This is a genomic window from Pseudomonas sp. S37 (assembly GCF_016658545.1).
Taxonomy (GTDB): Bacteria; Pseudomonadota; Gammaproteobacteria; order Pseudomonadales; family Pseudomonadaceae; genus Aquipseudomonas.
Map to the genome: position 1 here is coordinate 1 of NZ_JACVZC010000158.1, position 11,608 is coordinate 11,608.

11 protein-coding genes are annotated in these 11,608 nt (G+C 56.9%); 3 read left to right on the plus strand and 8 right to left on the minus strand.

What is annotated here, in order from left to right:
* Nucleotides 1-356: 356 nt before the first annotated feature.
* From IAE39_RS27440 to wecB, 4 genes are all read right to left on the minus strand, one after another.
* Entirely contained in the window at nt 357-2,444 is a 2,088-nt protein-coding gene (locus IAE39_RS27440) for an ATP-binding protein (RefSeq protein WP_201207622.1), read from the minus strand.
* Nucleotides 2,445-2,543: 99 nt separating this feature from the next.
* Nucleotides 2,544-3,320 carry a hypothetical protein gene (locus IAE39_RS27445; protein ID WP_201207623.1) on the minus strand — a complete coding sequence of 259 codons (777 nt, stop codon included), beginning with the start codon at nt 3,318-3,320 and terminating at the stop codon, nt 2,544-2,546.
* A complete protein-coding gene (locus IAE39_RS27450; RefSeq protein ID WP_201207624.1) occupies nt 3,299-4,318 on the minus strand; it encodes a hypothetical protein in 1,020 nt (339 codons plus the stop codon). The genes IAE39_RS27445 and IAE39_RS27450 overlap by 22 nt, the downstream gene beginning before the upstream one ends.
* A gap of 101 nt (nt 4,319-4,419) precedes the next feature.
* A complete protein-coding gene (wecB, locus tag IAE39_RS27455) occupies nt 4,420-5,565 on the minus strand; it encodes a non-hydrolyzing UDP-N-acetylglucosamine 2-epimerase (protein WP_328825631.1) in 1,146 nt (381 codons plus the stop codon).
* Between the two features lie 428 nt (nt 5,566-5,993).
* On the opposite strand from wecB, the gene IAE39_RS27460 reads away from it, so the two are divergent.
* Nucleotides 5,994-6,329 carry a ComEA family DNA-binding protein gene (locus IAE39_RS27460; RefSeq protein ID WP_201207626.1) on the plus strand — a complete coding sequence of 112 codons (336 nt, stop codon included), beginning with the start codon at nt 5,994-5,996 and terminating at the stop codon, nt 6,327-6,329.
* A gap of 319 nt (nt 6,330-6,648) precedes the next feature.
* Here the strand turns inward: IAE39_RS27460 and IAE39_RS27465 are convergent, their stop codons facing one another.
* The gene (locus IAE39_RS27465) at nt 6,649-6,816 is read right to left on the minus strand and encodes a DUF2897 family protein (RefSeq protein WP_003252762.1); all 168 of its coding nucleotides are present in this window, start codon (nt 6,814-6,816) and stop codon (nt 6,649-6,651) included.
* A gap of 183 nt (nt 6,817-6,999) precedes the next feature.
* Here IAE39_RS27465 and pyrF point away from each other — a divergent pair, with 183 nt between their 5' ends.
* On the plus strand, nt 7,000-7,701 hold the full coding sequence (pyrF, locus tag IAE39_RS27470) for an orotidine-5'-phosphate decarboxylase (RefSeq protein ID WP_201207627.1): 702 nt from the start codon (nt 7,000-7,002) through the stop codon (nt 7,699-7,701).
* Between the two features lie 76 nt (nt 7,702-7,777).
* On the opposite strand, the gene IAE39_RS27475 is transcribed toward pyrF, so the two are convergent.
* From IAE39_RS27475 to IAE39_RS27485, 3 genes are all read right to left on the minus strand, one after another.
* A complete protein-coding gene (locus IAE39_RS27475) occupies nt 7,778-8,104 on the minus strand; it encodes a hypothetical protein (RefSeq protein WP_201207628.1) in 327 nt (108 codons plus the stop codon).
* Complete coding sequence (locus tag IAE39_RS27480) at nt 8,101-8,853, minus strand: hypothetical protein (protein ID WP_201207629.1); 753 nt, start codon at nt 8,851-8,853, stop codon at nt 8,101-8,103. Before IAE39_RS27480 ends, IAE39_RS27475 begins: the two co-directional genes overlap by 4 nt.
* A 651-nt stretch (nt 8,854-9,504) precedes the next feature.
* Complete coding sequence (locus tag IAE39_RS27485; RefSeq protein WP_201207630.1) at nt 9,505-10,506, minus strand: NADP-dependent oxidoreductase; 1,002 nt, start codon at nt 10,504-10,506, stop codon at nt 9,505-9,507.
* 177 nt (nt 10,507-10,683) lie between these two features.
* Here IAE39_RS27485 and IAE39_RS27490 point away from each other — a divergent pair, with 177 nt between their 5' ends.
* On the plus strand, nt 10,684-11,445 hold the full coding sequence (locus IAE39_RS27490; RefSeq protein ID WP_201207631.1) for an SDR family oxidoreductase: 762 nt from the start codon (nt 10,684-10,686) through the stop codon (nt 11,443-11,445).
* Nucleotides 11,446-11,608: the final 163 nt, after the last annotated feature.

Genomic DNA, 11,608 nt, shown 5'->3' on the forward strand with positions numbered 1-11,608 from the left:
CGACAATTCAGCTGCTTCTGACTGGTGTGTAGGATAGTTCGCCTGGTTATCTGAGTTGAAGGGGTGGGCAGCAGGTTTCAGGAAAGTCTGACGGGGTGGGCATGCTGTGAGGCGGAAATTCTCTCTGCGTGCCCGGGCAAAATGTCTTTGCTGCGATCGCCGGCCGTTGTAGGAGCGGGTTTACCCGCGAAAGGGCCGGGCTCGGCGTAGGATGGTCGCCGGGCATTCCTCCTTTGCGGGTTAATCCGCTCCCAGATGGGGTGTGGTGTATGAAGCGATTTCTTAATCAACCCTGGCGCTACACAGCAGCGACGTTTGGCTTGGATCAACTGAGTTAAAATAAGTTGCTGCAATATCTAGGATTTCAGGACGTGGTTGACAACTGATTTCATACCTTCAGGCTGATAATTTGCGTCCGCCATCTTGGCGAGAACGAAGTTGCGGAAAGCCTCATATTTTATGCCGCCCCCATGGCGTGAAACATACTCTTTGAGGATGTCTCTGCCGCGTAATACTTCTTTCCAGGTGTTATCTTTGAGGCTTGTTGAATACCGATTAGTAAGTGTTTCCTCGAAAGCCTGGAGGCTGCTTTCGCTCAGCTCTTTTGCAATTGATAAGTTGATCTTTTCAATGGAGCTGTTTACTCGGTCGGATAGGGCTTTTACCGTGTTTTTTGACTTGGGGTCCGTGCGTGTGTTTATGGCTGAGGTCAATATGTTATTGGCGTGTGAATTAAGTTCGTGGGCAATCATTTTTGGCAGTACAGCTTCTGCGCATTCGATAAGCTGGCGTTCGACATGCTCGACATTTCGCTTTTTCAGGTCGTAGTCGGACATGACGCTCGCAATGTGAGGGGCGCTAAGAAAATAATTTTCAATGTGGTAAACGTTCCAGCTAAGGTTTGCTTGATCTTTGTCAGTATTTTTAGGTTGGTCGAGGTCTTTGTCAGTTATGCTATAAACTTTGAAGGGGAATCGTCCTTCGGTTGCCGCCCTCTCCAGGATTTCTTGTAGTGCTCTAACTCTGGTTTTGTTGGTGCCGGAAATCAAGTTGGCCTTCTCAATGAGTTCCGGGAATAATCTGCTCACAACAGTTCTGTCGAAGTCTGAATCACCACCGCCTTCAAATATGACAATTTTCCCGTTTGGCTGATAGGCAGCTAGGTCTCCAACTAGATCGGCCAGAGCTAAGTCAACGTCTTCGTTGGCGGAAAGTGACTTTACTTGGTTCTCGTTGGCAGTGGTTGCGCTGATAGGCGTCATGTGAAAGACGCTGTAATCACGATGCCCTACGACCTCACGTAAAAGAGCATCAGAGTGGGTCACAAGCCAAAGCTGGTTGTTTAGGCTTTCGCCTAAGTGCTTGCGGTAAAACTGAGGAAGCTCCCTGATGAGTCGGGGATTCAAGTGTAGTTCGGGCTCATCAAGGAGTATTATTGAATGTTGTGGTGCTGAGTTTCGGATGCGTAAGTAGCCATATATGATTTCTTTCTCGCCGGAGCTCAGTTCGTCAAGGTCATGCTCGCGCCCAGTGGAGGTAATTACCGGGAATGTGAGCTTGCCCTGCACGGTGGGCTTGGGGCCCAAAAATGTCTTGTCTGGAAAGAAACTGGCAAAAAGCTCTTGTAATGTGTTCGTCAGGTTCGATTGTTTTTCGCGAGGAAGTCCTGCTGCCTCTGCCAGGACCTCTTTAATGTAGGATGCGGCCATTTCTCCTTTCACATTACTGTACTTGTTGCTGTAGTTGTACAGCGCGGTTTGGCTTCGCTGCTGAATCTGCTGTTCAAGGTTTAAGGTTATACCTTGTATGCTTTCCCGGGAGAAGTGACGCTGTGGGCCATGGTAGTCAATTACTCCCAAGTCCGTTGGGCGGAATGTACCAAAAATTATCGAGAGGGCGACTGACGATTCTAGAAAGATACCTTTGTTGGGGTCTGCATATATTTTCCCGGTGATTGTCGATTGGTTAAGCTCGTCTTTTAGGGTCTGGGTTTCTTCGTTTAGTTTTTTTTGGGTTTCGGGATCTTGCTCGTAGATCCTGTAGCGAGGGGCGGTGTCGTTGGCGTATTCATATTGTTGTGAGGCGTTGTATGAGTTTAGAAGCTTTTCCCTTAGTAGTTGCTCTGCATTCTGTAAGACATATTCTTTTTCGGATTCGGTGATTGTGAAGTCGCAAGTAATACTAAAATTTTGTTTGGGGTCGTTGAATAAAGATATCAAGTCATTTGGTTTGTTGCTTGGGGTGATTTGAAACTCGCCCATCCATTGATGCCATTCGTTTACTTGGTAGCCGCCATAAATAGACTTCAAAAGACGGATGGCGTCAAAAATGCAGGATTTCCCAGACCCGTTCTGGCCTGCGATGACAACCATGTCTCCCAAGTTCTGTAGGCTTACCTTGATAATTCCACGGAAGTTTAAAATTTCAAGATTTGATATTTTCATAATTACACGAGAGTTTGGTTTTGTTTAAGTGCGTGTTTGATAAATATATGTAGCGAATTAGTACGTCATCTTGGTTTCGACCAAGCACTGCGCATTGCATCAAGCATCTCTGCTTTCTTGCTCCAGCCCGAAGCTCTGCTCAAGTCGTGTGACCAGATCATCAAGGCTTCCTCGCAGGCCGAGGTCTTTCAAGTTCACGTCTTCCTTTGCCAATAGTGTCAAGAACACGTGCATGTCAGCCAAAATACTTTCGCTCAACTCGATATGCTCTCCTGTCAGCAGGCCTGACAGAACCAGTACATCGTTTCGGTGCTTTTTGACGTTGCGGGCATCAATCTTCTCCCCCGCCTGCTTACGCCTCGACAGGTCAAGCCAGGCACGTGCCTTGAGGGGTATCAGCCTGTCAGCGCTGATATACGACAGTTCTTCGTTATCCTGGCGGCCGTCCAGCAGAAACGCGTAGTACGCATCGTCCAGCAGAATTGCAGACAAACTGGAAACAGACTCATCGGTAGGAATCGGCGTCAGTGTCGAATTCTCCGGATGATCGAGGCCTTCAGGGCTCCGCGAGAACAACTCGATTTGTACCGGGTAGGCTTCGTCTGCCGGATGTTGAAAACGGTAGAAAATGGGGCGGTCACCGCCCGCCTGCCTGATCTGATACCCACCCGCTTTCACAAAACTCCAGAATTGCGCCACAAACTGAGCATCCAGGGCCTCGATTATCAGAACAATATCGAGATCCTTGGTAGCTCTGAAGTCGCGGCCAGCTTCATCCATGGTGAGCGCGGATGCCACCCCCCCGATCAAGACGTAGCGGTCCTTGTATTCGGCGAAATGCCTCGCAAACAGCTCTAATCCTCTGACGCTAGCCATGTAACCTGCTCCTTGAGTTCATCCAGGCAAATCTGGATCCGTTCGTCCGGGTTGTCTTGCAGGCTCAGCAGCAAGGAGGCTGGGTCTGCGATGTTCTTGTTACGGGCCAGGCTGTTGTAGGTCCAGATTTCAACCCATGCTGACGTGTCATCGACTGACGTTGAAGGGCGCATCTGCTCATCCGCAATCAGCTCAGCGAAGCGCTTTTTAGTCATGCCGTAGATCGGCTTTGCCGGCTCTGCCAGCAGGGTGTACTTGGCCAGGGCGGTTTCACCTGCCAGGAACACACCTTCACCAAGTTGAAGTTTTGAGTCGATAGAGACGGTGCGCCTGACCGGCGACCTCATGCGGCTTCGGGCCCGGTTAAATACCTCAAGCCTGTTACCATCAAAGCTATAGAGGTTGTTGAACCCCCTGCCTTTCACTGTTGTTAGCAGCTTTAGCGTCAGGAGTTGGTCGATCACTTTGGACAGCGTTACCCGGCTGTATTTGAAGTCACCCATGATTGCGTTGCTGTTGAAAAGCGTTTCACTGGACCACCCTTCATACAGGCAGCCAAGTAGCATTGCCTGGGCTGCTGGCAGGAGTGCTGACACCTCCTCGCTTTCTCGGCGTTGGCGTACCTTTTCTCGCAGGTCCATGGCCAAGTCCGGAATAAACATTTGATACCCGGGCTGGAGGAAATTGATGTGATGGCTGATCAGGCTTCGGCGCTCATGAGGGGTGAGGGATTTTGTTACGTAGACGATTACCTCATCTGTAGCTTTTCGTACTTGGGTAATGTGCTTTTTCAGAGCAACGCTACCCGGGTGTTCGTCTGCCATTGGCATGAGCAGCAGTGCTGAAACAGACGTTTTACCCACCCCTAGCAGCATTCGGACGGGGTTGTACAAATCCAGGATATGGAACGGAAGCTTGAGGTGAACGGCTTCGAGCTCTATTGGCGAGCCGAGTGTCGACTCAACGTAGGCCTTTAAATCATCCTTCAGGCTTGGCATCAAGCGGTACCTTGTAAACCTTTTTTTCAACTGTAAACCTGAATGGTTAACAGGTCAAAAAATAAGGTTACAGGAGGTTCTGTCGATGATGAGCCACTATCTCACAGGCGCTGCATCACCCCCCCTGTAAACGCCGCCAGCGCTTCGCAAATACGTGCGCAGGCGTGGCCATCGCCATACGGGTTATGCGCAACACTCATCTCGCGGTACACCGCTTCATCGGTCAGCAGGGTACTCAGCTCCCTCACAATCGATGCCACTTCTGTCCCCACCAACCTGACCGTACCCGCCGCCACCGCCTCGGGCCGCTCGGTGGTGTCGCGCATCACCAGCACCGGTTTGCCCAGGGCCGGCGCTTCCTCCTGAATGCCCCCCGAGTCGGTCAGGATCACGTATGCGCGGGTCATCAGGTACACGAACGGCAGGTAATCCAGTGGCTCGATCAGGTGGATGTTGCGCACATCCCCCAGCAGCCGGTTCACCGGCTCGCGCACGTTGGGGTTGAGGTGTACCGGGTACACCACGTTCACTTCGGGGAACTGCCGGGCAATCTGCACCAGCGCCTGGCAGATGCGTTCGAAGCCGCCACCAAAGTTCTCGCGCCGGTGGCCGGTGACCAGCAACAGGCGGCGGTCGGCTGCCAGGTAGCTGAAGTGGCTGGCGAAACGGGCGTTCAGCGCCGGGCTTTGCAGCTTTTGTTCAACCTCCAGCAAGGCGTCGATCACGGTGTTGCCGGTGGTAAAGATGTGCGCGGGGTCGGTGCCTTCGCGCAGCAGGTTGTCGCGTGAGGTGCTGGTGGGGGCAAAGTGCAGCGCGGCCAGGGCGCCGGTGAGGCGCCGGTTGCCTTCTTCGGGCCAGGGCGAATAAAGGTTGTTGGTGCGCAGGCCGGCTTCTACGTGGGCAATGGGGATTTGCTGGTAGTAGGCCGCAAGGCTGGTGGCAAAGGTGGTGGCGGTGTCGCCGTGCACCAGCACCACGTCGGGCTTGAACTCGGCCAGCACCGGTTTTATGCCCTGCAGGATGGCAGTGGTTACACCGGTCAGGTCCTGGCCGGCTTTCATGATGTTCAGGTCGTAGTCGGGGCTGATGCCGAACAGCTCCAGCACCTGGTCGAGCATTTGCCGGTGTTGGCCGGTGACGCATACACGGGCGTCGAAGCGGTTGTCCTGGGCCAGCTGCAGGGCTAGCGGGGCCATCTTGATGGCTTCTGGGCGGGTACCGAAAACTGTCAGGGTCTTGAGGGGCACGGCGGTGATCCTCTTGCTCGGGTCCTTGAAGCGCGGCGGTTCCATTGCTCAAGAAATCTAGCAGGCGGGTGGTGGGGTGCCAGTTTGCTTGGGGATGTTGGCCGGTTGGCGGGTGGGGTGGTTTGTGTGGCGGGCCTTGTTCGGCGGGCGCTGTAGGAGAATGGCCGGGTAAGCGTGGGCAGGGGTTATCGGACAAACGGGATTTCGGCCGTTGGCTTGGGGCCGGGCCTTGAGCAGCAAGGGCCGAGCGGGGCGGTGATGAAATGGCCACTGTTTTTGGGTGGGCGAGGTTGCCCGTTCTGCTGACCGATTCGGTAACCATTCGCCGGGGTTGGCGGGTGTTTCGCGGCCGGGTTAACCGCTAGGGTTGTTTGCGCAGCCGAAGGAAAACGGCTGCTGGAAACTGACCAACCCAAGGAGTGTTGACCATGCGTAATAACGTTCTGTCGTACCTGCTGCTGCCACTGTTCGCCAGTTTGTCCTTCTCCCTTAGCGCTGCCCCGGCCAGTACCACGCCAGTGGCCGAGCCGGTGCCGGTGGTGGCCCAGGTACAGGCCCAGCAGGCGCCGCGGCTGGACTTGAACACGGCGGATGCACTGACCCTGCAGAAGGAGCTGAACGGCATCGGCAAAGCCAAGGCCGAGGCGATCGTGGCCTACCGCGAGGCCAATGGGCCGTTTGCTTCGGTGGATGAACTGCTGGAGATCAAGGGGATCGGGAATGCGTTGCTGGAGAGGAATCGGGATAAGGTGATGGTGGAGTAAGCGGGGTGGGGCCGGGGTGATGCCCTGGCCCGATCCGGTCATGTGTATCAGGACGAAGCTACAACTTGGCGCATCCCGCTTTCATAGAACTATGCATAACTGATTGAATTGGCAGGGACACTGTGGGAGCGGCTTTAGCCGCGAACACCGGCGCAGCCGGTGCCATGCACCGCGTTGGATTCTTCGCGGCTAAAGCCGCTCCCACAGGGTATGCGGACCGCTTGCGAATTCAGTTCTCTGCGCGACAGCGCAGTCCAAAGGGCTGGGCGATCTCCTGCAACGGGCGGTGTCTAAACCACATTAATTTCTACTGGGCCTTCTAGCGGTCTTGCGCGTCCTTGGCGTCCGCCTCGGCGTTGCGCTCATGCACCTTGCGCAGTTGTTCTTCGGTCAGCGGCAGTTTCTTTGCCGTATCGCGCAGCATCATCAACCCGCCGACGATGGAGCCGAGGGCTATGATGAGGATCAGCCAGGCATACCAGGGCATTGTCGTTCTCCTTAAATCGGGCCATGGGCAACGCTTGTATGAAATTTGAGCGATTACCCGTTCCGTTGGTTCAATTATAGGTGTCAGCCCGTGCCGGGCCAATTCCGTGACCCGCGGGCCCCAAAGCCTGCGCCACTTCGTTTACAATGCGCGCCGTTTTCGACTTGCCAAGAGACCCTGCCCATGTCCGCCTGCCAGACGCCCCTGATCGTCGCCCTGGATTTCCCTACCCGTGAGGCCGCCCTGAAGCTGGCTGACCAGCTTGACCCTGCGCTGTGCCGGGTAAAGGTTGGCAAAGAGCTGTTCACCAGCAGCGCTTCGGGCATTGTCGAAACCCTGTGTGAAAAGGGCTTCGAAGTGTTCCTGGACCTCAAGTTCCACGACATCCCCAACACCACGGCCATGGCGGTAAAAGCGGCGGCCGAGATGGGTGTGTGGATGGTGAACGTGCATTGCTCGGGTGGCCTGCGCATGATGGCGGCCTGCCGTGAAGAGCTGGCCAAGCGCAGCGGCCCGCAGCCGTTGCTGATTGGCGTGACCGTGCTGACCAGCATGGAGCGTGAAGACCTGGCCGGTATTGGCCTGGATGTCGACCCGCAAGAGCAGGTGCTGCGCCTGGCGGCGCTGGCACAGAAGGCCGGCATGGACGGCCTGGTGTGCTCGGCGCTGGAGGCCCCGGCATTGAAGGCGGCGCACCCGTCGCTGCAGCTGGTGACCCCGGGCATTCGCCCGGCGGGCAGCGCGCAGGATGACCAGCGCCGCATCCTCACCCCGCGCCAGGCACTGGATGCCGGTTCCGATTACCTGGTGATCGGCCGGCCGATCAGCCAGGCTGCCGACCCGGCGCAGGCGTTGGCGGCGGTGGTGGCGGAGATTCGTGGGTAAGTAGCCTGCGGAATGTAGAGGGCCAGTACGATCGTGCTGGCCTTATAGATGAGCTGACCGTTCGCGCGGTGGCTCATCAATAGTCGAAGTCATTCATGAACTTCTGTACAGCGCTTACCACATCGTTAGCGTTGGCGATAACCTCCTCGAAAAGCACCTTCATGTCCCTGTAGTCTGGCTCTCTGTCGGAAACAGAAAAAGGTGTTGAGCCTGAAGCGCCATTCAAGCGAAACCAAAAGGTGGAGACATCTCTGTCTGGGTCGTAATCTGATGAAATGAAAAGGCTCATGTCCTTATGGGTTGCTATGTAAGACCCGCCTTCGCCTTCACGCCACTTTAACTTACCGTTCTGGGTGTGGATTAGAACGAAATCCATGAATTTTGCAAATTGAACAGGAATCATGCTGGCTCACCTACGTAATCGTGTTTTGCGACCGTATGCGCCAGAAGATCATTCTGCATTCTTTTCAGGGCGTCGATCGTAAGTTTGTGCGGGTGCTCGCTGGCAGCCGCATTGGCGCTCGGGTACTGGCTGGTGTCGTACATCGGGTTGGGCCCCGTCCTTCTCCCTCTCGATTGCGCTACGTGCTCGTAGCTATCCAGCATGTCGAGGTTGTCTTGATAAAGATCGGGTGCGTCGCCTTTCGAAAACCTTGATATATAAACTTGCTTGATTCTTGCGATTATGATGACCGACACGGCTTTCTTTTTTGTAAGGTCTTGCAGCGCAAGATTTATCAGTTCTTGGCAGGCCTCGGTTTCACCATGTTCGATTTGATTTTTAAGCGTGTTGTGTGCCGCCTGGGCTGCTCTGGCAATTTGACGGCTCACTGAGCCTGTGCGAGCAATTTCGAGGATGGCAATGATGAGGCCATACAGTGTTATCCAGAACCCCAGGAAACCGAGCGTGTTGACCGGGCCTTCGGTGAGGTCTGGGTAGGTTGAGCAGGCGAGAATGGCCAAGAGTGCCAAGGCCAATAAATAGATGAGGTATATCCACCTGCTTAATGGTTTTCCTTTCATTAATGTTTTCCATGTTTGCAAATGACGCAGGTCAACCGCTCGGAAATTGTAACCCTGAGCAGGGCAGTGTTCCATCAGTAGGAGGGTGTCATTGACGGGTAAGGATGGCGCTACCAAACGGTGGCGCACGATCAGTCGCCAACAGGGCGACCCGCTGACGTTATCGCTGTCGGAATTTCCCGGCAATCCAGTGGATTCTGGTTGGGGTGTAGGATAGGTCGCTTGTATTTGGCTGGGTGAAACTGTCCTATCGCGACAAGCCGTGGATAGACTTAATCAGACGGGGAGAATCCGTTCGCGAGTGTGGTGGCAGCGCAACGGTGAACGGCCGGTGGAAATGGGCCGGCAGGTCTGGCCTCTTCGCGGCGGTTCGACGCCTCGATGAACCCGCTCCTACAATGGGCGGTGTCGAGTCAGCGATGTATGAGCAACACCGATCAATGTAGGAGCGGGTTTACCCGCGAATGCGGTGGTGGCAGCAACGGCGAACGGCCGGTAGGAATTGGCAGGCAGGTCTGGCCCTTTCGCGGGTGAACCCGCTCCTACGACGGGCGGTGTCGAGGCGGCGATGTGTGAACAACACCGACCAATGTAGGAGCGGGTTTACCCGCGAATATGGTGGCTACAGCAACGCTAAACGGCTGGTAGGAATTGGCCGCTAGGTCTGGCCTCTTCGCGGCGGTTCGACGCCTCGATGAACCCGCTCCCACAGTGGCCGCTATCGACCCACCGACAGCCCGTGCCGCCCATACAGGAGCATACCGGCCCTGTCAGACGCGCTTAAACCTTCAACACCAACTTGCCAAAATTCTCCCCGCTGAACAGCTTCAACAAGGTCTCAGGGAAAGTCTCCAACCCCTCCACCACATCTTCCTTGCTCTTCACCTGCCCACTGGCCAGCCACCCGGCAATCTCCAGCGCGGCCTTGCCGTAATCCTTGCTGTAATCCATCACCACAAAGCCTTCCATGCGCGCACGGTTCACCAGCAGCGACAGGTAGTTGGCCGGGCCCTTTACCGCTTCCTTGTTGTTGTACTGGCTGATCGCGCCGCAAATCACGATGCGCGCCTTGTAGTTGATGCGCGTCAGCACCGCATCAAGGATGTCGCCGCCCACGTTGTCAAAGTACACGTCCACGCCTTTCGGGCATTCACGCTTCAGCCCGGCCAGCACGTCTTCGGCCTTGTAGTCGATCACCCCGTCAAAGCCCAGCTCGTCCAGCAGGTACTGGCACTTTTCGGCACCGCCGGCAATGCCCACCACACGGCAGCCTTTGACCTTGGCAATCTGCCCGACAATGCTGCCCACCGCACCGGCCGCGCCGGAGATCACCACGGTGTCACCCGCCTTGGGCTGGCCTACGTCCAGCAGGGCAAAGTAGGCGGTCATGCCGGTCATGCCCAGCGCCGACAGGTAGCGCGGCAGGGGCGCCAGGTTGGGGTCGATCTTGTGCAGGCCCTGGGGCTCGCCGGTAAAGTAGTCCTGCACGCCAAGCGCACCGCTGACGTGGTCGCCCGGCTTGAAACCCGGGTGGTTGGAGGCCACTACTTCACCCACGCCCAATGCGCGCATCACTTGGCCCAGGGCCACGGGCGGGATGTAGGACTTGCCTTCGTTCATCCAGCCACGCATGGCCGGGTCCAGCGACAGGTACAGGTTGCGCACCAGTACCTGGCCTTCGCCGGGTTGTTCGGCAGGCACGGTCTCGAAACTGAAGTCGTCACGGCGCACGGCGCCGACCGGGCGTTTGGCAAGCAGGAAGCGGCGGTTGGTCTGGGTCATGGCGGGGTCCTTGTGGGCAGTGGAGGGAATCAGGCGTTCAATCTACCTTGTTGATGAAGGCAGGTCCTTAACATCACTGACAAGCATGGTAGCCCAACCGGTGGGGTGATGATGCTGCCCGGCCGGGCGGTGCCTGACTATGCTCTGAACCCCACCATACCGTCACAGGAGCACGCGATGAGCATGACCTTTTCTGGCCAGGTAGCCCTGGTTACCGGCGCTGCGGCCGGCATTGGCCGGGCAACCGCCCTGGCTTTCGCCCGGCAGGGCCTGAAAGTGGTGGTGGCCGACCTGGACCCGGTCGGCGGCGAGGCCACCGTGGCGCACATTCAGGCGGCGGGCGGCGAAGCGCTGTTCATGGCCTGTGATGTTACCCGCGACGCCGAGGTGCGCCAGTTGCACGAGCGCCTGATCGCGGCGTATGGCCGGCTGGATTACGCCTTCAACAATGCCGGTATCGAAATAGAACAGCACCGCCTGGCCGAAGGCAGCGAGGCCGAGTTCGATGCCATCATGGGCGTGAACGTGAAGGGCGTGTGGTTGTGCATGAAGTACCAGTTGCCGTTGCTGCTGGCCCAGGGCGGCGGGGTGATCGTCAATACTGCCTCGGTGGCGGGATTGGGGGCGGCGCCGAAGATGAGCATCTACAGCGCCAGCAAGCACGCGGTGATCGGCCTGACCAAGTCGGCGGCCATCGAGTACGCCAAGAAGGGCATCCGCGTGAATGCCGTGTGCCCGGCGGTGATCGACACCGACATGTTCCGCCGCGCCTATGAGGCCGACCCGCGCAAGGCCGAATTTGCTGCGGCCATGCACCCGGTGGGGCGCATCGGCAAGGTAGAGGAAATTGCCAGCGCCGTGTTGTACCTGTGCAGCGACGGTGCGGCGTTTACCACCGGGCATTGCCTGACGGTGGATGGCGGGGCTACGGCGATCTGAGCTGAAACCGCGTGGCCTTCTTCGCGGGCTTGCCCGCTCCCACATAGCCTGCATCGCCTTGAAGGCAGGCACAGTACCTGTAGGAGCGGGGGGGGGGGGGGGGGGGGGGGGGGGGGGGGCGCGGCGGCCGCGGGGGGGGGGGGGGGCCGCGCGGGGGGCGGGG

What these genes read in the sequence shown, in the direction of transcription:
- IAE39_RS27475 (WP_201207628.1), bottom strand. Translation starts at nt 8,104, where the DNA reads ATGATTCCTGTTCAATTTGCAAAATTCATGGATTTCGTTCTAATCCAC.
- IAE39_RS27450 (WP_201207624.1), bottom strand. Translation starts at nt 4,318, where the DNA reads ATGCCAAGCCTGAAGGATGATTTAAAGGCCTACGTTGAGTCGACACTC.
- IAE39_RS27460 (WP_201207626.1), top strand. Translation starts at nt 5,994, where the DNA reads ATGCGTAATAACGTTCTGTCGTACCTGCTGCTGCCACTGTTCGCCAGT.
- IAE39_RS27465 (WP_003252762.1), bottom strand. Translation starts at nt 6,816, where the DNA reads ATGCCCTGGTATGCCTGGCTGATCCTCATCATAGCCCTCGGCTCCATC.
- IAE39_RS27490 (WP_201207631.1), top strand. Translation starts at nt 10,684, where the DNA reads ATGAGCATGACCTTTTCTGGCCAGGTAGCCCTGGTTACCGGCGCTGCG.
- IAE39_RS27485 (WP_201207630.1), bottom strand. Translation starts at nt 10,506, where the DNA reads ATGACCCAGACCAACCGCCGCTTCCTGCTTGCCAAACGCCCGGTCGGC.
- pyrF (WP_201207627.1), top strand. Translation starts at nt 7,000, where the DNA reads ATGTCCGCCTGCCAGACGCCCCTGATCGTCGCCCTGGATTTCCCTACC.
- IAE39_RS27440 (WP_201207622.1), bottom strand. Translation starts at nt 2,444, where the DNA reads ATGAAAATATCAAATCTTGAAATTTTAAACTTCCGTGGAATTATCAAG.
- IAE39_RS27445 (WP_201207623.1), bottom strand. Translation starts at nt 3,320, where the DNA reads ATGGCTAGCGTCAGAGGATTAGAGCTGTTTGCGAGGCATTTCGCCGAA.